Consider the following 20347-nt stretch of genomic DNA (forward strand, 5'->3'; position numbering starts at 1 on the left):
AACTAAGAAGTGGGCTTCAAAAGCCCACTTCAATACCCTCTTTTTATGTTTATATTTTTCCCTCCCTCTCTTATCTCTCCCCCTTTTTCTATATTGATTTCTTTTAAGCACAAGCATCCGGAAATATATAGTTAATTTTGCACTTCATAGGACATTATTTGAGATTACGATTCAACCGTTTGCCAGATCTATAAAGTCATAATGTGTAAATTCTGTGTCTATATGCATATTTATTATGGAATTTTTTTCATAATGTTTTATAATACAAGATGATAGCGTTTTCTAATTATAATGATAGGGGGAAACAATGATGATGAAAAAAGGACTGCTTGCGGGTGTGCTTACGGCAACCGTGCTTTTTGGCACATGTGCAGTAGATGTGCCGGGTATGATTAGCCCAAAAACCGCAGAAGCTGCATCACAGCTAACTGATGGAATCGGCGGGAGGGCTTACTTGAACAGCACCGGTGCCATTCTTGTTACGAAAATCCAGCTTCCTAGCTCCGTTCAAGTTTCAAATGGGACAGCCTACATCTACTCTGGCTTTAGCGGAGGCACAGAATCCGATATCGGGCTTCAGTACAGTGAAAAATATAATGTATGGAAACCATATATGAAAGTTGGTTCAAAAGGACAGGATCAGGTTCAGTACCTCGAAGGTGGAAGCCAATTCACGAATACGAAAGGTTTCCGTCCAGGCAGCACCGTACAACTTACCATCTACAAAAATCTTAACGGCAATACCCGCGCTACCTACTGGGGCACGAACAATGCGGGATACAATGGCCGTCTCATTTCAGAAATCAGCAAAACAAATGTCGGCTCCATCTCGAAGTGGAAAGCGCTCGCTACAGTTGCAACAACAGGTTCACGCCAATCTATCAAATCAAATTTTTCAACATCTTTTACAAACATCACCATCGACAACAAAGCTATAACACCTGTGATTGATACTCAAGATTTCGCTAAAGTAACAGTCTCAGGCAACAGTGTCAGTTTGTCCGTTGTGAAAAACTAAAACATGTCGAGCAACCAGTGCGGCAATTGGCTTAAAAGGGGCTTTAAAAGGCCCTTTTTTCATTTCAATTTAACAGTTAGCTTTGGTAAGCAGCCCGACCGGTAGCCAAGTCAGCTAACTGTTTGTACAGCAAAACTGCTTCAACTTATTAAGGTCGAAGGCGGTTCTTTTTTAAACGAATCACTTGTCTGTATTCTCCTTCTTTTCAGCTACATACTACGTGATAAGCGCGGAAAAAATTAAGGTTCCCCTTTACATTCTCTTCATTTGTTTTTTACATTTGTCTACTATGCATACCGCTCTCTTAAGGGATAAAAGTCATTGGACGGGCATCTCTTCTAATCAATCTTCTTTTGCTTTAATTCTCCTCTGATTTCCGTAGTATTAGTAAGCACAGAGGCTTTTAGTTCCCGATTACAGGAACATTTTGAGGAATAATTATTTTGCCCTTCAAATCTGAAAGGTATATAATAAATATACTTGTATGACAATTGAAAGGAATGATTTTTATTAAATTCAATCCTGTTTCCAATAAAAAATTATACATACAAATTTATAATCAGATCCTTTCGGAAATTCAGTTAGGTTCTTTTAAAGTAGGTGATAAACTGCCTTCAGAAAGGGAATTATGTGAGCAGTTTGGTGTCAGCCGCGCGCCGGTTAGGCAGGCTTTGAGTGCCTTGGAAATGAATGGGGTCATTTATTCTCGCCAGGGAGAAGGCGTGTTTGTTAAGAATACCACAATAACCAATGGGATTTCTGCTTCCATGGAGTCAGCATCTCCGGAAGATATTGTGGAGGCAAGAATGCACATTGAGCCTTTAATTATAAAATTTGCGGCTTTGAGAGCGACTGACGATGATATTCAGGAGCTTAGGAAGACAATAAAAAAAATGGAAGAAGAAACGATGTCTGGTGTGTACGTTCCTGAAACTGACGAACAATTGCATATGGGGATTGCGAAAGCATCACATAATGATTTATTTATTACCTTCATGTCCGCTATCACGAATGCTATGAAGCAGCAGGAAATGTGGCGGTTTATCCGTGACCGAACCGTTACTCGTTCAGAATACCGCGAAGTGAATTTTCAGGAACATAAACTGATTATTAAAGCAATTGAAGACCGTAACGAAAAAGAAGCTGTTGAGCGAATGACTGCCCACATGCAGAACTTATATGAACGATATTGGAAAAGCTAAACTCTGTTAGAACAAGTCCTTTATTAAAAAAAATCTGGCGTATAGTGGCTACAATATGACCTCCATTTCTATACGCCTTTACCTACCTATTCTCCTTTTTGGTCTTCTGGTCCTAAACATCTTTGACAAATACCATATAAGACTTTAACACCTTCAGAACTATAAACTGTATCGATCACTTTTTCACACACCTGGCATACAATCGTATCTTGTTGCACTTTTGATTTCTGTACCATGGCTTTATTGCCTCCAATCATTTTTATTTCACAAATGCCCTCATCAAATCAAGGCTTGATGGCCGCTTCCCCACAACGTCTGTGACCACAGCCCGAAATGACAGTATTCATTCCTGGATCATCCTTTCGCTGATTAACCCTAAATTTTATGGACACTTTGCAAGATTTTGAGTTTTCTATATTCAAAAAATGACTGTCGTTATGAACATCACCCATTGGCTCTTAATCACAAACCTTTTTCAACTAGACTTTTCAATGCTGGATTTATATGTGTCATTTTTTACTTTAAGCGCTTTTCCAGACTGTTTCACCAGAAATACAAGAATTAGAGAAGCTAGAATCATGCTTAAGCCTAAGAAAATCATACTTATATTAAAAGAACCTGTCATATCCTTAATATAACCGACAATGTATGGACCGAAAAATCCGCCAAGATTTCCGATACTGTTGATTAATGCTATCGCACCACCCGCTGCAGCTCCTGTTAAGAAAGAAGGCGGAATTGCCCAAAAAGGAGAATAGGCACCAAAAGCGCCGCATAACGCAATTGTTAAAAATACAAATGCTAATATAACACTTGAATTTGCTACATAGCTGCTAATGACCATTGCAACAGCACTGACAGTTAAACAAGCAGCTACGTGCCAGAGTCTTTCGTTTTTCTTGTCAGAATGATTTCCAACGAAAATCATAACCACCATAGCGCAGAAATACATAACGCCTAACAGCCAGCCCATCCCCTGTGTGCTTAGGGAAATCGTTTCAGATAATCCTTGTGAGATCGTCGGCAAGAACATATTAATGCCGTAATATCCAATCATCCAGCAAAAATAGCCGATCGATAGAATTAACACATCCCGATCTTTTAAGGCTTGAGCAAATGTATAGTGCTTTACCTGTTCTTTTTCCATCCTTTCTTTTGTTGTTACGTTAATAAGCCACCGCTTTTCATCTTTATTCAGCCATTTCACATCTTCGATTTTGTCATCTAGGTAAAAAAATGCAATTACACCAAGTATAAGCGCAGGAATCGCTTCTAAAATAAACAGCCACTGCCATCCAGATATATCAAGCCATTCAATTCCTAAGAGAAATGTAGAAAGCGGAGAACCCAATGCATTCGCCCCGGGGATGGCCAGCATAAATCCAGCAATTGCTTTAGCATGGTGTTTCGTTTGATAAAATCCACTCAAATAAAAGACCATACATGGATAAAAACTAGCTTCCGCAGCACCTAATAAAAACCGCGCAGTATAAAACTGCCATGGTTCTTGTACAAAAGCCATTAATATCGCGATGATGGCCCACGTGATCATAATCCGGCTGATCCATTTTCTCGCCCCGATTTTTGTCATGATAGCACTACCCGGAACTTCTAAAATGAAATAACCAAGAAAGAAGATCCCTGCTCCCAGTCCAAATACAGCATTTGAAAACCCTAGATCCTCATTCATCTGGAGAGCTGCAAAACCGATATTAACTCGGTCTAAAATCGCGATAATAAAACATAAGAATAAAAATGGAATTAACCGGATTGTTACTTTACGAGTGGTTGAACGCTCTAATGCTAATTGATCCAAAAAGACTCCCCCTTAACCCTAGTTTTGTCCTTCTAGGTGCTGCCCTGTCCAAAGATAAAAGAATCACATTTTCTTCAAAAACAAAAGTTCTCCTCTCTTTGTTAAACGCTTACATTTTTCTCTTGTTTTGTTTCGTCTTTGATAGAAGAGGGTCAGGCATGTTTAACATACCTGCTCTGCATAGATCCACTAGTCCATGTGTGAACCGCCATTAATATCAATTTCTTCTCCTGTGATGTAGGCTGCTTCCTTAGTAGCCAAAAACGTAATTGCGGCGGCAATTTCTTCTGTTTCACCCGGGCGACCCATGGGGATATTATCAATGACTTTTTTCGCATCTTCTTCAGAAAGTGATTTCCAAATGTCGGTATTGATAAGGCCAGGCGCTACGCAATTCACAGTTATACCATCCTTCCCTACTTCACGGGCAAGGTTTTTAGAAAAGCCTAATACGGCTGCTTTGGAAGCGGAGTAATGAGCACCGCCAAAAACGCCGCCGCCCCTTTTTGCAGATACAGAAGAAAGATTGATAATACGGCCATATTGCTGCTTTTTCATTGTTTCTAAAACGGCTTGTGTGCACAAGAACAGCCCAAACATATTGACGTTGAATACTCTTGTCATATCTTCCAATGTCATATCCTGTACCGTTACTTTTTGAGAAATTCCTGCGTTATTCACTAAAATATCAATGCGCCCGAACTCTTCAAGTGTTTTGGCTATCATATGGTCAACTGATTCTTTATTCGTTACATTAACTTCTACACCAACCGCTCTCCCTCCGCTTTCTGTGATAGCTTCTACTGTTTTTAGAATACCTGTCTGATTCATATCTGCTACTACAATTGAAGCTCCCTGTTTGGCAAGAGTTAATGCAATGGTTCTGCCGATTCCTTTTTCAGACCCACTTCCTGTCACGATAGCTACCTGATCATTTAATGTAAACATGGCGTTCTCCCACTTTCATATTTTATCTTCTAAGCATATCCTTGGCCGTTTTTATAATATTTTCAATGGTAATGCCGTTGATTTCCAGCAGCTTCTCATAAGGAGCTGATTCTCCAAACCGGTCCTGAACTCCGATTCGTTTGACTCGGCCCCTCCCTTCTTCCGCTGCTACTTCACATATAGCACTTCCCAGTCCATTCAGGATGTTGTGATCCTCTACAGTCACGATATTGCCGATATCCAGACACTCTACCACGGCTTCTCTATCCAAAGGCTTGATTGTATGCATGTCTAAAAGTGTTGCATAAATCCCTTGCTCTTCCAGCTGTTTGACCGCTTCTAAGGCAAGATATACTGTATCGCCATTCGCAATGATTGCGATATCTTTTCCGTGCTTTAATCGTTTGGCTTTTCCAATGATAAATTCTTCATTTTCGTCGTAAATAACCGGCACTGCGTCTCGAGTAAAACGCAGATACATTGGGCCGTACGTATTCGCTGCCCGCCTGATCAGTTTTCTAGTTGAGTGGTAGTCAGCACCCATGATCACAGTCATATTTGGGAATGATCTTAAGACGCCCATATCCTCAATCGCCTGGTGGCTCCCGCCATCGTTTCCCGGCGTTAGTCCGCCGTGTGAGCAGGCGATTTTCACATTCAAATTTGGATAGCAAACTTCTTGGCGAATTTGTTCCGCCATGCGCAGCGAACCGAAGACGGCATAAGTGCTTACAAATGGGATTTTACCTGTTGTCGCCAAACCTGCTGCCAGGCCGGCGCCGTTCTGTTCCGCAATCCCGACGTTCACATGCTGATGGGGGAGCTGTTTTATGAATTCTCCTGTTTTGCATGACTTGCCGATATCGATATCGATTACGTAAATATTTTTATTTTCTTTTCCCAATTGAACGATTTCATCACCGAAAGCTTCCCGCGTCGCTTTTTTCGTGATTAATGCTTTTTCGGTTTGGCTCATGATCTTAAACCTCCTGCCAGTTCCTCTAATGCTTGTTCGTATTCTTTCTCCTTTGGCGCTACTCCGTGCCATGAGCAGATATTTTCCATGTAAGACACGCCTTTGCCTTTAATCGTGTCTGCTACAATGCATTTCGGCTTTCCATTTTTCGTTTTTGTTACGATGTCTAATGTCTCTACAATCTCTTCCATCGAGTGTCCATCAATTCGCTTTGTTTCAAAACCAAATACTTCGAACTTTTTCTCGATATCTTGAAGTGGCATTACTTCATCACAGAATCCATCAATTTGCAGACGGTTATTGTCGACAAAAACAATTAAGTTATCAAGGCTGTATTTCACTGCTGTTTGAACCGCTTCCCAAATTTGTCCTTCTTGGCATTCTCCGTCACCTACCATAGCGAACACCCGGTAATCTTTGTCGTCCCGTTTTCCTGCAAGCGCCATACCGACACCGCAGGAAAGCCCTTGGCCTAGTGAACCAGTTGAAATATCGATCCCTGGACATTTCTTCATATCAGGATGCCCTTGAAAAGGCGAGCCGTACTGCCTTAATTTGTATACGCTTTCATAAGGGACAAAGCCTCGCAGCGCTAAAGCAGCGTATTGAATAGGCGCCACATGGCCTTTCGATAAGACAAAACGGTCCCGGTCTTCCCACTTGGGATTTTTGGGATCTATTTTCATTTCTTTAAAATAAAGGGCTGTGATGATATCAGCAGCAGATAATGAACCTCCTGGATGCCCGGACTGCGCTTCGTAAATCATTGTTACCGCTGTTTTCCTAAGCTCAATGGCTTTCTCTTGGAGTTCCGCAATACTTATTTCTTTCACTCCGATCACCTCAGTCATTATTAAGATAGAAACACGAATACTCAGTTACTTGTTCACTTGTATTACAAGTAACTTATGAGAACACTATACAACTCCTGAAAGCGTTTGTCTACCGTTTTTTGAAAATTTAAAATTGAATGGATTAAAGCTCAAATACTTAACATCTAGCTTGGTTCCATTTCAGATTGTCATAAGCACACTACGCCAGTGTCAACTGGTTATTACCCTTAAGATCTTTTTTGAGCAAATACACTCAATTATTAGAAAGGACGACACCTTCATATCAAAATAGCTAGATCAATGTACTAAATCGGAAAAGATGAGATGTTACATGTGAAGGGAGTAAAAGTATGAAGAGGCTTGGAATGTCTATAACCAGGCCTCTTTTTTCTTTGTATCTTGGGCTGGGTAACGGCGCTGCTTCTGCTAACCTCTTACCGCGAAAGATTATTCAGTCTCATAAACGCTTCCAGCACATTAAATATGATACAAACACACCAATCCAACAATTTCTATTTCTCTATTTAGCTTTTTTATGTGTGAGGAATAGACTTGGGATGAAGATTACAGCAAGGACAATGGTGGATACTAAGAACCCAGCATGGTAACCTTTTAAGCCATTCGCAATCGTTGGTTGTAATCCTTGCATGACAGTTGCGACCACAGTGGCGATAACAGCCGTACCAAAGCTCGAACCAAGATTTTCAATAATATGAATACCGACACCTGCTTCTGGAAGTTGTTTGCTGCCAAGTCCTGTATAAGCATCACTCGTCAATGGAAGCATAATTCCTCCAAAACTGGTCCCACGGATGAATAATATGATGGAAATCCAAATCATACTCGTTTTATCGGTGATAAAGATAAGTGGAATAGACCCGATAAGCGAAAGAACAAGACTGGCCATAACGACGTATTTCGCACCGATCCGATCAATCATTTTTCCAATCATTGGCCGAGTAACAAGCATCCCGACTCCTTGAGGGATTAATGCTAGCGCAGCTTCGATTGCCGTGAAATGACGGAAGTTTTGAAAGAACAATGGAAGTATTAACATGGGTCCCATGACGGCAATATTCGCTAATAATAACCCGACGCTGGATGCTAAGAAGTTTTTGTGCGCAAACAAATTTATGGGGAGTACGGTTTGATATTTTCTGATTCGGTTATATACGATGTAAATTACAGCTAATGCGAGGCCGATGCCCGTCCATAGGATTGTTTCGCTATTGTTAAATGATGCATGGTCCGCTGCTTTCGTAATTCCGTATATCATTGCTGCACTCATTAAGGATAAATTGATAATTCCAAAAATATCAAGTTTGCTATTTTTGTTGAATGGCTCAAAGTCTGGAAGAGTTTTCATCATCAGTGGTGCAGCAATCAAAACGATGAACACGTTGATGAAGAAAATCCAATGCCATGAAGTAGCTTGGACGATGAAGCCCCCGATTACAGGTCCTAAGATTGGGCCCAAAATCATTGGTGTGCTGACAATAGCCATCACTTTCCCTATATGCTCTCGGCCTGCTGTTTTAACCAATAGCGTTGACATAAGCGGGGTAATAATCCCAGCGCTAAACCCTTGAAGCAAACGGAATAAGATAAAGCTAGAAATATTCCAACTAACACCAGCGAAAACAGAAGTTACACCAAAGGCGATGACTGCACCGATTAAGATTTTCTTTCCGTTAAATTTGTTCATAAGCCATCCGGATACAGGAACTGCAATAGCAAGGGCTAAAACATAACCTGTAATGGACCATTGAATGGTATCCAACGTCGTGCTGAAATCTTTATTTAATTTGTCAATGGAAATGTTTACCATAGTTGAATCAAGCATTGGAGCAATTGCTCCAAGTGCAATTGCCCAGGCAGCCGAGAGAATTTCTTTCGATAAGCCTGATTTCTTTATTTGATCTTTTGACATATTATTCTCCTCTCAGAAACCATTTTGTTTCCCTGTCAACAAAAAGATATCACCATATTGTTTCCTTGTCAACAAAATTAAGAATAAAAAAAGACAGCCCATTCACAATAGAGTTGGGCTGACTTTGGTTTCTTTATTCTATTTATCCGATTTAATTAACAGCTATTCCCTGTTTCTTTATTTCAGTATCCAAATGCCTACTGTACTTTTCCACGAAGCTAAGCATACTGTCAAATTGTTCTTCGGTAACTTGTTCAAAAACGACTTTGTCCCGTTCTCGAAACTCTTTATGGAGTTCCTCATGGATGTTATAAATTACTTTGCCTTGCGCAGTAAGCCTAAAATAAATTTCTTTTTTATTATCCGGCTTCTGGTAGCTTTCAATAAGGTCTTTTTTTATCAGTTTCTTAGTTAATTTACTTATGGCACCTCTCGTCATATAAAGGGACTCCGCAAGTTTTCTCACATTGCTATCAGCATTTTTCCCAATGGATTCAATACAATGTACTTCAGAAGGCTTGTACCCCTTCAAACTGTCTTCCATCTTAGACTTATTAAGCAACACCATCTTGTTAAATAAGTCTCTGAAATTCAATATGAGCTGTTCTTCTTTATTCATGGCCTGCCCTCCCACCAGTTGGTGCACTAGCCATATTATATTCATTTATTGTTTCTATTTCAACAAAATTAGAAAATGATAACTAGTAAGATCAGGGCAGCACACTATTTTCCCTTGACTTTTAATTGGATGCTGTCAGGCTTATAGACCACCTTTATTTTGTTAGAACTCACCGTCAGCGGAGAGAAGAAACGCCAAAAACTAAAGAGGACAAAAAGCTGCTGGCGAAGGGTCAGCAGCTAATACAGGGGCGCATAAACATTTCATTCCATACTTTATGATAAAAAAGCACCATACTTCATAGAATAATCCTCATTTAATGAGCCATCATCTCATGGGCAATATCGTGCCCATCCATTTTTGATGGGTAGTAGGTAGGCCAGTTTTTGACTTCATCAAGTAAAGCTTCACGGTCGTCACCCCAATAGAGATGGTAATGACTAGCTTTAGTGGGATAAATACTATGATCGCTAAACTGGATATACTGAGGAAGCCCTTCCGCTTTTTTAGCTAGTTTGAATATGTATCTTACCCCCCTATTGCCCGCATCATATGTTAGAATTTCGTACCCGTCATACGTATACTTACCAGAATATTCTTTTCCATTTTTAAAGAAGGTTACAGTTTCTTTGTGGATTACAATACGGTCAACATCTGTTTGATAGCCTTTTTTATAATACTCTTTATATTCTTTAGCTGTCTTGTCGCCTTCGTGTTCTGATTTATAAGAAAACACTTCGTCAAGAGTACCATCTTGCAGGTATGGAAATACAGATTGCCAATCTCCTTCCCAATCAGAAAGTGGGCGATCCTTTACTTGGCTGTTTTTAAAATAGCCTTCATACATTTTTTCTGTTTCTTTATCATGCGCATGACTATGATCGTGAGAATGTTCATGTGTGTGACTTTCAGATGTGTGCTCTTGCGCTTTGGAAGAGTTTTCTTCAGCTGCTGAGGATGATGTTGTTTGATTAGACTCTTTAGATGAATCGGAAGTCTGACATCCTGCCAATACGAGTAATGAACCTATAGTTAATATACCTAGCCTCTTTGCAAATAAAATCTTCATTCCAACACTCCTTTTTATTAAATCGAAAACGTTACGATTTATATTATACATCTATCTCTTTCCTACATCAACGGGAACTTCATCTACCTATTTCAGAATCGTATCTGGCAGCGGATGGCCATTTAAATTAGAAAACTGACTTTGTTCATCAGTTATTCCTTTACAATACGAAAGTCTACGATATTTCCATATCGATCCGCTTCAATATGACAGCATCCCTCAAGCAGCTGTTTTCATTTTCCCCTTCCGCGTTGTACCCTTGATTTTGCTCCCGAGTAAGAAATGCCGAGCTTTTCACTCAGCTCTTTTTGTGATAACCCCTGATATTCAGTTAACTCGAGCGCCTCTCGATACTTTTCAGGCAACCGTTTGATGGTCGATCGAATACACACAGTATCTTTAACGGACCTGGAGGAGAGACACCTGAAGCATACGCCTGGTGATACATTCATTACTTGATACTGACATTTTTCTAAAATATTTATGCTGAACGATCATATATAGGAAAGACAAGAGCTTGTTTGTCTCTTGTCTTTTTCACATCATGGGGAGAATGCAGCGGCAAGAAACGATGCCGCTTTATTCAATGCTTATTTGATTACGAAATGACCGTACTCGTTTGAACGGACATGAATCGGCCCATTTAAATTGTAGTTGTTCTCCTTAGCGATAGAGCGAAGCACGTCCACACGGGCAACCGACTCTCTCCACTCGTCACGGGTTTCATGATTTGCCGGATTCATCAGATCGTCATAGCGTACGTCCAAGAATTTATTTAACCACTTCTTCTCGTCTATTCCGTCTTTTGGTGACCCGCCCGCTTTTTTGTTCGTACGTTTAATTAAGGCATAAAAGGAGTCAGGGTCATCACCATCGCCATGCTGAATAACCGTATCGTACATTACAGCTCTTGCCAATGCTGTTTTTAGTCCGGCATTATCCGATCGTTTCATGGCAGGCTGATAATACAAACGGTCATTTACTTTGTCTTGGGCAGCGCGAAATTCCTTATCATTTGCAAGCGACTTCCAGGCAGAAGCGAAGCCCTTAAGATTGCTTATGTCATCGCTTTCTTCCTTGGCCAGACGGCGCAATTCAGGCAGGTACTTTTTCAGTTTGTTATTCGGAACTGCCTTTGTGTATTCTTCCACTACTTCCAATGCATCCCCTGTAGCCGTTGTAAAACCTGCCCGTCCGCATGTATAGCCTCGCCCGTCACCCAATGGCTCGACATATCCATATTGGATCTCCGTCGTGCCGTTTTCGAAGATACTTGTCAGCTGTTCCGCCCGGCGTTTTTGATCTTTATTCAGTCCCGCCGCAAAAACCGTTTCGCTCATCATCAAGGTAAAAAACATGGTGAAAACAAGTAATGAGATTGCTGCCTTTTTCCAGAAGTCCGCTTTTTTCTTCAAACTGATATTCATTTTATTGCCTCCTTCTAAATATTGTAAATCCAGACTTAGTATACATGAAGAGACTGTCCTATTGTTGAAAATACATTGTTTTGTCAATATTTTGAATCCAAAGTAATATAACTTGCATCTTACTCTTTTCTTTGCCAATCAGCCTCAGCCCTTCTTACTTGGAAGGTCCCCCTTTGAATTTCATACTGCTTCAACTTTCATTAACAAGATGCCATAAAGCTTTACTCTAATTTATAATAGAAATGATCATCGAAAATAGGTATGGAGGTGATGTAAATGGCAAGCAAGATGAGAATGCCAGATTCCGCAACGTCCCATGCAAAGCCTATTATTGGGAAGGCGATACTTTGCATGGGGTAGACTTTCTAAAAGATCGCCCAAGTAAGCTTTTCTGATATAGTGGCTTTGCACCTTATTTAACATAAAAAATAAGGAGCTGGCAGAAATGGCATATGTAAAAGCAACCGCTATTTTACCTGAAAAGCTGATATCGGAAATTCAAAAGTATGTTCAAGGAGAAACAATATATATCCCTAAACCTGAAACCTCTCATCAAAAATGGGGCGCGTGTTCAGGAACAAGAAAGCTGATCGATGACAGAAACGCTTCTATTAAAAAAGCATTTAAAAACGGCAAAACCATTCATCAATTATGTGAGGAATATCACCTCTCTGATGAAACAATAAAAAAAATTGTCTACTCTAAATAAACCAAACGGAAGCACTGATGAAATATAATCAGTGCTTTTTATATGGCGAGTTTGTTTCTTAGTTATTTCCTGCATATGATCCCATAGGCTCATTGTGTAAAGTTAAGGGAGAAGAGAAGAAAGGAAGGTTTTACAAATGACGATAAACAATGGAACGTTGCAAGTACCCGGCGCCAACATCCACTATCAGGTGCGGGGCACAGGTCCAATCATTCTTTTGGTCCACGGCGGAGGCGGTGATGCCGACAAGTTCCATCATGTTGCCAATCATCTGGCTAACTGGTACACGGTTGTTACTTACGATCGCCGCGGCCATTCCCGCAGCAATCTCGCCCATCAGGTTGAGAATTACCGTGTGGAAACACACAGCGACGATGCTCACCGTCTTCTAGCTAAAATCACCAATAAGCCGGCCTATGTATTTGGAAGCAGCTCCGGTGCTGTTATAGGGCTTGATCTGTGCATACGACACCCTGAACAAGTACGTGTCATGATCCCGCACGAACCAATCCTATTGCAGCTTCTGCATGGAAATGAGCTGAAACAAGCCGAGCAATTCATGGAGGACCTTAAGATAAATCATCGAGGTGAAGTCACGAAGTTAATAGCAAGATTAGAGATTGACGAACAATCAAAGAATGTCCTGACAAAACGGCTCCTCAGCAATTCAACGTATTTCACTGATTATGAAATTCAAGGAATTCTCAACTATACATTAGATATCGAAGCATTAAAAACTGTGTTTACATCTGCATCGGTGAAGATAATCCCAGCTGGCGGAAGTGCTTCACGGGAGCTTTTTCCTTATCGCTGCGCGAACGCCCTAGCAGAACAATTGGAAACAGAATTGGTTGAATTCCCCGGAAATCATACGGGGTACACCATGCATCATAAAGAATTTTCTGAGAGGTTACACGACATGTTAGAAAAAAATAAACATACGGGTTAAGGATTGATTAAAATTTTCATAAAAGGACCAAGAGAACTTTTCAATAACGAGAACGGCAATGTGAGATGTTCCCTATCTTCATTTCGTATTTTAGAGCATTAGATACAACCCTAATGCGGCTGGTTATTTTGTCCTCACCAACAACCAGTGTCTAACATCATGAAGCTACTTTGAAAATCACCACAAATGCAGGAATAGAAGACGCAAGCATAGCAAAAACCATACCAACTATTGTGATTGGTATGGTTTCTCTCTGATAGACCCTTAAAAGGGAGATCCGTATATCGCTAGTTGCATTTGTAACCGACTGGGCCATCTGAGCCTGTGTACACATACGTGTCAGACACATATCCAATATTCACGATCCCCCGGGAATCTTTCCATTGGATTTGGTCCCAAATATTACTCGTTCCATACTTCCCAGTCACTGTTGTTCCATAAGCATAACAATAATAAGGAACACGGGAGCCGCTCGGAATGGAAAGCATAATAGGATAATTTGTACCTGGACCGCTGCGCATATTTACAGGCGCACCGCTGCTTGTTGAGACAGTAAAGTACTGAACGGCAAGCGCTTGACTGGAAAAAATGAATAATGATGCAATCATAACGGTTAACATACTGAGCATTTTCAGTTTAGTCAATGTCATCCCTCTTTCTTCAATTTCTTCATTTTGAGAATCGATAGAACAATGCTACCAGCTGCATTTAGGAACAACCGGACCGTCTGAGCCTGTATACATATAAGTATCAGAGACAAAACCAGGAACGATCTCGCCGCTTGCAAGCGTCCGCTCTGTGTAATTCCAAATATTACTCGTCCCATACTTTCCAGTTACAGTTGTACCGGTTTTGTAGCAATAGATCGGGATGCGGGTTCCGCTCGGAATGGTCGTTACAATTCCCCAACTTGTACCTGGGCCGCTGCGCATATTTACAGGCGCACCGCTGCTTGTTGAAACCGTATAATACTGAGCCGCAAGTGCATGACTAGAAAAAACGAACAATGATGCGATCATTACCATTAGCATACCTAGTCTCTTTAGCTTATTCACCTTATACCCTCCCCTTATAAATGCCGTACGTTTAACTTACTTCCATCCAGTTAAGGATCTACTTTTAGAACACAGGCCCCCTCCCATATATGTACCAATGTACCATAAACTAGATCTTTCAAAAGTGGAATTATTCCTATGTTTTCGACAATTAAAAATACAAAATAAATAGCAGTCAGGCTTAATATTAAGGACTTGGATCATGCGGTTCATTTCCACCAATTAACTCTATCCGTGTACTGCTGCCTTGTATCCGCGCTTCTCCTCGATTCGTGGATACTTCTCCTTTTTCATCTAACCAAAAACGAACACCAAACATACCAGCGTAAATGCTGTAAGTTCAGTGTCCAAAGGGTGTGATGGCTTTGTTTTCTTTTCTAGAACGTATATAAAAAGGACAAGGTACGTTATCAAAGGCTGATTCTATCATTTTGCAAGTCGAAAAATCATAGCATTTTATATATTTCAATCAGGTTATGATCTGGATCTCTGAAGTGAGCGACTCGGGCACTCCATTCCTTGCGATCATGAGGTTTATTCACACATTTCGCTCCTTTTTTGTGTAAATCGTCATACGTTTTATCAACATCTTCTACCTGAAACTGAAGCAAAAATTTTGATTGAGTTTCTCCTTCCAAAGATTGTTTTTCCTCTCCAATGATTTCAGCCATCGTTTCTCGAGATAATATCTCTATTTTCGTCTCCCCATTATCAAAGAGTGCATATTCCATTTCATTCTCTAACCAACTTATCGGAAGTCCTAATGAATCTTTATAAAAATCGACGCTTTTCTTAAAATCGTTCACCAAAAGTCTAATTTGCAGCAGCTTCATATTGTGTGCCTCCCATAAAACATACTTTTTACTGGTCATACATTTTAATGATACAAAAAGAAACCTGACAGCATGATGTCAAGTTTCCATAAAAAAACTTCACTCGTCTTTTAGGTTCAAAATATACTTACCATTTAAGGTGCAGTTTATTATATGTCATGAGAAATTACGCTAACGAGCAAAAACAGCGCTTCTACATCAACAAAAAATGATACCAAGGTGTTCTTTCTGTATGCTTCAACTTCATTTCGGGAAATGTAACGTTGATAAAAGGAGGTTGCATCAATATGGATCAGCAAACATTAGCAGCTCACGAGGCTGTAGACCTACATGAAATCGTGAACTTTAAAACACTTTGTATAGCGAAATCAAAGTTAATGCAAGGACTTGTGTTTGACCAAGAACTGAAGGACTTGATGCAAAAAGATGTGCAGCAATCCATTCAAGACCTTACTGAATTACAAGCGGTTTATGAGCGTGCCTCATTTCAGGCCCCTGTCCCTCAAAGCCGCCCAACGCCAATCATCAATTGAAAGGAAGGTAGGCCTCTTTGAATAATGATCATTTAGACCCTATTAATTCGCTGAATGTGCCTGAACTTGCAGATACTACATTCGCGATGGATTTTCTCATACGAGCTAAGGAAGGCGTACGGAATACTGCTGTAGCTTTGACAGAAACCGCGTCACCAGATGTAAGAGCCCTGCTGCGGAAACAGCTGATGCAAGGAATTGCGATGCACCAAGAGATTACAGAACTGATGATCAGCAAAAAATGGTTCCATCCATATGAGCTGAGCGAACAGTATAAGCTGGATCAGCTCTCTGCAAAAAACACGATCATGGTCGGCAATATGAACCTCTTTCCTGATGAAACAAATCGAAAAGGGATGTTTGACCGGACACCTGATGAACACTAATACTGGAGGTTTGACAGCATGAAGGCAGTAACGTATCAAGGCATCAAGAATGTTGTGGTCAAAGATGTCCCCGATCCAAAGATTGAAAAATCCGATGACATGATTATAAAGGTCACCAGTACAGCCATTTGCGGATCAGATTTACATTTAATCCATGGATTCATTCCTAATCTGCAAGAAGACTATGTCATCGGCCATGAACCGATGGGAATCGTTGAAGAAGTTGGGCCAGGGGTTACAAAGGTCAAAAAAGGTGACCGCGTCATTATCCCTTTTACAATCGCCTGCGGGGAATGTTTTTTTTGTAAAAACCAGCTAGAAAGCCAATGTGATCAGTCTAATGAAAATGGGGAAATGGGTGCTTATTTCGGATATTCAGGGCAAACTGGCGGTTATCCGGGCGGCCAAGCCGAATATTTAAGAGTGCCCTTTGCGAATTTTACCCATTTTAAAATTCCTGAATCTTGTGAGGAGCCTGATGAGAAATTAAGCGTGATAGCCGATGCCATGACCACTGGCTTTTGGAGTGTTGACAATGCCGGCGTGAAAGAAGGCGATACAGTTATCGTTCTCGGCTGCGGACCAGTCGGCCTGTTTGCTCAAAAGTTTTGTTGGCTAAAAGGCGCTAAACGCGTCATAGCAGTTGACTATGTAAACTATCGCTTACAGCATGCGAAACGTACAAACAAAGTAGAAATCGTTAATTTTGAAGACCATGAGAATACAGGGAATTATTTAAAGGAAATTACGAAAGGCGGGGCGGATGTAGTCATTGACGCTGTTGGGATGGATGGGAAAATGAGCGATCTCGAGTTCCTAGCCAGCGGATTAAAGCTTCATGGCGGAACGATGAGTGCATTGGTCATTGCTTCCCAAGCTGTTCGCAAAGGAGGAACCATCCAAATTACAGGTGTGTACGGGGGCAGATATAACGGTTTTCCGTTAGGAGATATCATGCAGCGAAACATCAATATACGCTCTGGACAGGCTCCTGTAATCCACTATATGCCGTACATGTTTGAACTCGTATCAACGGGCAAAATTGATCCGGGAGATGTTGTCAGCCATGTTCTGCCGCTTAGTGAAGCCAAGCATGGCTATGACATTTTTGATGCAAAAATGGATGATTGTATAAAAGTTGTGTTAAAGCCTTAAAAAACGGAGGTGACAGAAATGGAATACGCCTTACATGAACTGCTTGAGGTCCAGGAAATGACTGCTTTCAAGACCCTCTGTTTGACGAAATCTAAAACAATGAAAGCATTGGTATCTGATCCGAAGCTTAAAGAAATCATGCAGCAAGACGTTGACATCACAACCCGACAGCTGCAGGAATTTGCCTCTATTTTATCTAATGCAAAGCAAGTTGAGGAGATGAGTGAAAAATGAATCCTATCATTGAATATCTAACAGGCATGAACGTTCTGACAGACCAAATCATTGCTATGGACTTATTAATTTCAGCAAAAAACGGAGTCAGAAATTATGCGATGGCAGCCACTGAAGCCGGAACGCCTGAAGTAAAAGAGGTCCTTATCCGCCATTTGGAAGAAGCACTCGATATGCATGAACAACTCTCAAGCTATATGATGGAAAAATGCTGGTACCATCCTTGGAATACTGACGAACAAGTCAAGCTACATTTGAAAAATATTGATACAGCGATTCAATTGCCAACCCTTTAACATACAATGACTGATTTGCTGAGGAACAGTATTGATAGACCAAAACTGCTCCTCAGCTTCTGTTGTTCAAGTCGCTATGAACAGTGTTTTTCATCTTTCGGGCCTCATGAGTGTAAACAGATTAACGTTGATACGGATTTTCTAAGATGATTTGGAAGCATGTAACCGCGAATCATTATTTTGTTGAAATAACGAGAAGGCACAGATTGTTCAGGTCTGTGCCTTCTTAAAAATTAAGACTTCTTGTTTACATTCTGAAAGACAGCAGTCGCGTCCCACACATTCAAACCAAATTGGCCTTCTGAAAATGTGGAATCATTGGTATCAATCACAAGACGATCATCTAAATAAATTGTAAAACGATTACCGTTGGCCTCTGTTTTTAGATGATACTTTTTATTAACATCTATCGGCGTTTTGTATTCAGCAATGACAGAAGCAACACCGTTCTCAAATTTAAAGAATTTCACCAGGTCATGCTTCGCATCCACGTTGGCAAGATAACCGTTTTTGGCATCTTTGTCAGAGCGAAACATGAGTGCTCCCGCCCCTCTTCCGTTTCCATCCTTTATGGTGATATCAGATTCATAAGTGAAGTCTGACCCGGATGCTGAAGACAAGATAAAGGAATCGCCATCCGACCGCCCTTGTTTTCCCTCAATTGTGTCGGCCCACGTGCCATTTACCGTTGTCCAGCCGGTTACATTGGACATAAAAGGTGACGTGCCCCATACCTTTTTTAAAGGGTGAATCCTTAAAGATTTTATCTTTACATCTCCATTTGCAGCATATAATTCAAGCCCTTTGCTTGATCGATCTGGGAGAATGACATCTGTTATGACCTGCTGTCCGTCATTCCCAAATACTTCAACCGAGGAGCGGTCAACAAAAATGCGCATCTTAACCTTTCCATTTACCGGCTTCAGCGGTGCTGTTTCTTTTCCGGTGTCAAAGGCCGGATTAAAGGTGACGTTGCCCGACTTGCTCCGGTCAACGAACAGTTTGCCGTTCCTTCGGTCATAGCCGACTTTCGTAAATTGCTTTTCTCCTGTTCGGACCTTAAAACCAAATTCAGCAGCTGAACCAGGGCTTACTTTAAATTCTGCATTTATTTCATAGGCATCTCCAGATAGCCCCGATAACACATTATGACTTGCAGGCGATATGGTCAGATTCTTCCACTTCTTAGAGGTCCCGCGAATGGCTTCCAGCTCTTTTACTGGTGTTTGGATTACTCTAACCCCTTCAGTAAGCGCTTTCAATTTTAACTCTCTTGGAATAGACGTTGCACTTCTCCATGGAGATGTCGGAACATCATTCGCATATTGCCAATTGCTCATCCAACCTAACCAAAGCCTCCGGCCGTCTCTGGATGGAATATCGGACCAGGATACAGCTGCGTAAAAGTCTCTGCCATAATCCGTCCAGAGAACTTTGTCTGATGGGTTTTCATTTTTAAAATGAGTCCCATCAAAGTCCCCTACGAAATATTGCATGCCTGATCCTCCCGAAACCGCTCCGTTTCCGACACTGACTTGCAAGACCCATTTTTTTTGATTCGGTTTGCCATCTACCGGTAACTCAAATAAATCCGGACATTCCCATACCCCCCCGTGGCTTCCTTGTCCCTGTCCAAATTCACTTGCATACGCCCACTGCTTCAGATTTTTTGATGTATACATGAGAATTCGGTCACCAGCTGCCAGTACCATCACCCACTTTTTCTCTTTCTCATACCAAAAGACTTTTGGATCGCGAAAATCTTTTTTACCCGGGTTTGGAATGGCAGGGTTGCCTGCGTATTTCGTCCATGTTCTGCCTTTGTCATTGCTATAGGCAATACTTTGCACTTGATGGCCTTCCCGATCCTGTGTATAAATGGCCACAAGCGGCTTCTCTTTGCCTGTTTGAAAACCGCTTGTGTTATTTTTATCGACAACTGCGCTTCCAGAAAAGATCGTGCCTTTTTCATCCGGATACAGCGCAACAGGAAGGTGCTCCCATGTAACCAAATCTTTGCTGACGGCATGCCCCCAATGCATTGGCCCCCACTGAAGCCCGTAAGGATGGTATTGATAGAACAAGTGATATTCCCCCGCATAATATACCATTCCGTTTGGGTCATTCATCCAGTTTGCTTCCGGTGTGAAGTGATATTGAGGACGGTATTCCTCATCATAGTAGCTTGAATCGGCTGCATCCGCCGAAAATGCCATAGTCAACAGCAGGGTGAACATGATCATGACTTGAATAAGTCTCTTTTTCATTTGTTCCTTCGCTCCTCTCTTCATGTTTAAACACTTTCAAGAGAGACTGCTGCGCAAGCTGGTCCGTTTCTGGAAATTCTCTTCTGTTTCGC

24 protein-coding genes and 1 pseudogene are annotated in these 20347 nt (G+C 41.1%); 9 read left to right on the forward strand and 16 right to left on the reverse strand.

The features are described from left to right. Nucleotides 1–310 precede the first annotated feature (310 nt). Both MY9_RS13255 and MY9_RS13260 read left to right on the forward strand, forming a co-directional pair. Nucleotides 311–1018 carry a YrpD family protein gene (locus MY9_RS13255; RefSeq protein WP_041521391.1) on the forward strand — a complete coding sequence of 236 codons (708 nt, stop codon included), beginning with the start codon at nt 311–313 and terminating at the stop codon, nt 1016–1018. A gap of 500 nt (nt 1019–1518) precedes the next feature. Continuing rightward, nucleotides 1519–2220: a FadR/GntR family transcriptional regulator gene (locus tag MY9_RS13260; RefSeq protein ID WP_038829685.1), complete on the forward strand. Its 702-nt coding sequence runs from the start codon at nt 1519–1521 to the stop codon at nt 2218–2220. Nucleotides 2221–2306: 86 nt separating this feature from the next. Here the strand turns inward: MY9_RS13260 and MY9_RS21615 are convergent, their stop codons facing one another. The 10 genes and pseudogenes from MY9_RS21615 to csn all read right to left on the reverse strand — a co-directional run bounded on the left by MY9_RS21615 (nt 2307) and on the right by csn (nt 11838). After that, complete coding sequence (locus MY9_RS21615; RefSeq protein WP_014664741.1) at nt 2307–2456, reverse strand: GapA-binding peptide SR1P; 150 nt, start codon at nt 2454–2456, stop codon at nt 2307–2309. A 239-nt stretch (nt 2457–2695) separates the two neighbouring features. Then, a complete protein-coding gene (locus tag MY9_RS13265) occupies nt 2696–4036 on the reverse strand; it encodes an MFS transporter (protein ID WP_014664742.1) in 1341 nt (446 codons plus the stop codon). Between the two features lie 189 nt (nt 4037–4225). After that, nucleotides 4226–4984, reverse strand: a complete 759-nt coding sequence (locus tag MY9_RS13270) for an SDR family NAD(P)-dependent oxidoreductase (RefSeq protein WP_014664743.1) — start codon at nt 4982–4984, stop codon at nt 4226–4228. 22 nt (nt 4985–5006) lie between these two features. Beyond that, nucleotides 5007–5960, reverse strand: coding sequence for a transketolase family protein (locus tag MY9_RS13275; RefSeq protein WP_014664744.1), 954 nt, complete (start codon nt 5958–5960; stop codon nt 5007–5009). Then, nucleotides 5957–6793: a transketolase gene (locus MY9_RS13280; RefSeq protein WP_014664745.1), complete on the reverse strand. Its 837-nt coding sequence runs from the start codon at nt 6791–6793 to the stop codon at nt 5957–5959. Before MY9_RS13280 ends, MY9_RS13275 begins: the two co-directional genes overlap by 4 nt. 520 nt (nt 6794–7313) lie before the next feature. Beyond that, nucleotides 7314–8723: an MDR family MFS transporter gene (locus tag MY9_RS13285; RefSeq protein ID WP_014664746.1), complete on the reverse strand. Its 1410-nt coding sequence runs from the start codon at nt 8721–8723 to the stop codon at nt 7314–7316. 151 nt (nt 8724–8874) lie between these two features. Then, nucleotides 8875–9342 (reverse strand): MarR family winged helix-turn-helix transcriptional regulator, encoded by a 468-nt coding sequence (locus MY9_RS13290; protein WP_038829673.1) that lies wholly within the window; start codon nt 9340–9342, stop codon nt 8875–8877. 316 nt (nt 9343–9658) lie between these two features. Beyond that, entirely contained in the window at nt 9659–10411 is a 753-nt protein-coding gene (locus MY9_RS13295; protein WP_014664748.1) for a metal-binding protein ZinT, read from the reverse strand. A gap of 152 nt (nt 10412–10563) precedes the next feature. After that, nucleotides 10564–10806 (reverse strand): annotated as a pseudogene (locus MY9_RS13300) (sigma factor-like helix-turn-helix DNA-binding protein); the annotation flags it as partial. A 195-nt stretch (nt 10807–11001) separates the two neighbouring features. Then, the gene (gene csn / locus MY9_RS13305) at nt 11002–11838 is read right to left on the reverse strand and encodes a chitosanase (protein WP_014664750.1); all 837 of its coding nucleotides are present in this window, start codon (nt 11836–11838) and stop codon (nt 11002–11004) included. A 445-nt stretch (nt 11839–12283) separates the two neighbouring features. Between csn and MY9_RS13310 the strand changes: the two genes are divergently transcribed. Next, nucleotides 12284–12547 (forward strand): CD3324 family protein, encoded by a 264-nt coding sequence (locus MY9_RS13310; protein WP_014664752.1) that lies wholly within the window; start codon nt 12284–12286, stop codon nt 12545–12547. A gap of 136 nt (nt 12548–12683) precedes the next feature. Beyond that, a complete protein-coding gene (locus MY9_RS13315; RefSeq protein WP_014664753.1) occupies nt 12684–13496 on the forward strand; it encodes an alpha/beta hydrolase in 813 nt (270 codons plus the stop codon). A 287-nt stretch (nt 13497–13783) separates the two neighbouring features. On the opposite strand, the gene MY9_RS13320 is transcribed toward MY9_RS13315, so the two are convergent. The 4 genes from MY9_RS13320 to MY9_RS13330 all read right to left on the reverse strand — a co-directional run bounded on the left by MY9_RS13320 (nt 13784) and on the right by MY9_RS13330 (nt 15384). Beyond that, complete coding sequence (locus tag MY9_RS13320) at nt 13784–14140, reverse strand: SH3 domain-containing protein (RefSeq protein WP_014664754.1); 357 nt, start codon at nt 14138–14140, stop codon at nt 13784–13786. 51 nt (nt 14141–14191) lie between these two features. After that, nucleotides 14192–14551 (reverse strand): SH3 domain-containing protein, encoded by a 360-nt coding sequence (locus MY9_RS13325; protein WP_040082353.1) that lies wholly within the window; start codon nt 14549–14551, stop codon nt 14192–14194. A gap of 187 nt (nt 14552–14738) precedes the next feature. Then, nucleotides 14739–14870: a hypothetical protein gene (locus tag MY9_RS21940; RefSeq protein WP_014664756.1), complete on the reverse strand. Its 132-nt coding sequence runs from the start codon at nt 14868–14870 to the stop codon at nt 14739–14741. Nucleotides 14871–14997: 127 nt separating this feature from the next. Beyond that, entirely contained in the window at nt 14998–15384 is a 387-nt protein-coding gene (locus tag MY9_RS13330; RefSeq protein ID WP_014664757.1) for a VOC family protein, read from the reverse strand. A 287-nt stretch (nt 15385–15671) separates the two neighbouring features. Between MY9_RS13330 and MY9_RS13335 the strand changes: the two genes are divergently transcribed. The 5 genes from MY9_RS13335 to MY9_RS13355 are packed head-to-tail and all read left to right on the forward strand — an operon-like array spanning nt 15672 to nt 17988. Next, a complete protein-coding gene (locus MY9_RS13335) occupies nt 15672–15917 on the forward strand; it encodes a hypothetical protein (RefSeq protein WP_014664758.1) in 246 nt (81 codons plus the stop codon). A gap of 17 nt (nt 15918–15934) precedes the next feature. Continuing rightward, entirely contained in the window at nt 15935–16303 is a 369-nt protein-coding gene (locus tag MY9_RS13340) for a spore coat protein (RefSeq protein WP_009967868.1), read from the forward strand. A gap of 18 nt (nt 16304–16321) precedes the next feature. Further along, nucleotides 16322–17458 carry a zinc-dependent alcohol dehydrogenase gene (locus MY9_RS13345; protein WP_014664759.1) on the forward strand — a complete coding sequence of 379 codons (1137 nt, stop codon included), beginning with the start codon at nt 16322–16324 and terminating at the stop codon, nt 17456–17458. Nucleotides 17459–17476: 18 nt separating this feature from the next. Next, the gene (locus MY9_RS13350) at nt 17477–17692 is read left to right on the forward strand and encodes a hypothetical protein (protein ID WP_014664760.1); all 216 of its coding nucleotides are present in this window, start codon (nt 17477–17479) and stop codon (nt 17690–17692) included. Next, nucleotides 17689–17988, forward strand: a complete 300-nt coding sequence (locus MY9_RS13355) for a spore coat protein (protein WP_014664761.1) — start codon at nt 17689–17691, stop codon at nt 17986–17988. Before MY9_RS13350 ends, MY9_RS13355 begins: the two co-directional genes overlap by 4 nt. 233 nt (nt 17989–18221) lie before the next feature. Here the strand turns inward: MY9_RS13355 and sacC are convergent, their stop codons facing one another. Beyond that, the gene (gene sacC, locus MY9_RS13360; RefSeq protein ID WP_237711723.1) at nt 18222–20225 is read right to left on the reverse strand and encodes a levanase; all 2004 of its coding nucleotides are present in this window, start codon (nt 20223–20225) and stop codon (nt 18222–18224) included. Continuing rightward, nucleotides 20164–20295 carry a hypothetical protein gene (locus tag MY9_RS21945; protein ID WP_231560761.1) on the reverse strand — a complete coding sequence of 44 codons (132 nt, stop codon included), beginning with the start codon at nt 20293–20295 and terminating at the stop codon, nt 20164–20166. The genes sacC and MY9_RS21945 overlap by 62 nt, the downstream gene beginning before the upstream one ends. Between the last annotated feature and the right edge of the window lie 52 nt (nt 20296–20347).

Source organism: Bacillus sp. JS, from assembly GCF_000259365.1.
GTDB lineage: Bacteria > Bacillota > Bacilli > Bacillales > Bacillaceae > Bacillus > Bacillus stercoris.

Excerpts from the sequence above, each read along its gene's own strand:
- csn (WP_014664750.1), bottom strand. The coding sequence starts at position 11,838 with ATGAATATCAGTTTGAAGAAAAAAGCGGACTTCTGGAAAAAGGCAGCA.
- MY9_RS13335 (WP_014664758.1), top strand. The coding sequence starts at position 15,672 with ATGGATCAGCAAACATTAGCAGCTCACGAGGCTGTAGACCTACATGAA.
- MY9_RS13260 (WP_038829685.1), top strand. The coding sequence starts at position 1,519 with ATGATTTTTATTAAATTCAATCCTGTTTCCAATAAAAAATTATACATA.
- MY9_RS21615 (WP_014664741.1), bottom strand. The coding sequence starts at position 2,456 with ATGGTACAGAAATCAAAAGTGCAACAAGATACGATTGTATGCCAGGTG.
- MY9_RS13295 (WP_014664748.1), bottom strand. The coding sequence starts at position 10,411 with ATGAAGATTTTATTTGCAAAGAGGCTAGGTATATTAACTATAGGTTCA.
- MY9_RS13310 (WP_014664752.1), top strand. The coding sequence starts at position 12,284 with ATGGCATATGTAAAAGCAACCGCTATTTTACCTGAAAAGCTGATATCG.
- MY9_RS13275 (WP_014664744.1), bottom strand. The coding sequence starts at position 5,960 with ATGAGCCAAACCGAAAAAGCATTAATCACGAAAAAAGCGACGCGGGAA.
- MY9_RS13355 (WP_014664761.1), top strand. The coding sequence starts at position 17,689 with ATGAATCCTATCATTGAATATCTAACAGGCATGAACGTTCTGACAGAC.
- MY9_RS13330 (WP_014664757.1), bottom strand. The coding sequence starts at position 15,384 with ATGAAGCTGCTGCAAATTAGACTTTTGGTGAACGATTTTAAGAAAAGC.
- sacC (WP_237711723.1), bottom strand. The coding sequence starts at position 20,225 with ATGTTCACCCTGCTGTTGACTATGGCATTTTCGGCGGATGCAGCCGAT.
- MY9_RS13350 (WP_014664760.1), top strand. The coding sequence starts at position 17,477 with ATGGAATACGCCTTACATGAACTGCTTGAGGTCCAGGAAATGACTGCT.
- MY9_RS13255 (WP_041521391.1), top strand. The coding sequence starts at position 311 with ATGATGAAAAAAGGACTGCTTGCGGGTGTGCTTACGGCAACCGTGCTT.
- MY9_RS13290 (WP_038829673.1), bottom strand. The coding sequence starts at position 9,342 with ATGAATAAAGAAGAACAGCTCATATTGAATTTCAGAGACTTATTTAAC.
- MY9_RS13285 (WP_014664746.1), bottom strand. The coding sequence starts at position 8,723 with ATGTCAAAAGATCAAATAAAGAAATCAGGCTTATCGAAAGAAATTCTC.
- MY9_RS13270 (WP_014664743.1), bottom strand. The coding sequence starts at position 4,984 with ATGTTTACATTAAATGATCAGGTAGCTATCGTGACAGGAAGTGGGTCT.
- MY9_RS13345 (WP_014664759.1), top strand. The coding sequence starts at position 16,322 with ATGAAGGCAGTAACGTATCAAGGCATCAAGAATGTTGTGGTCAAAGAT.
- MY9_RS13315 (WP_014664753.1), top strand. The coding sequence starts at position 12,684 with ATGACGATAAACAATGGAACGTTGCAAGTACCCGGCGCCAACATCCAC.
- MY9_RS21940 (WP_014664756.1), bottom strand. The coding sequence starts at position 14,870 with ATGTTTGGTGTTCGTTTTTGGTTAGATGAAAAAGGAGAAGTATCCACG.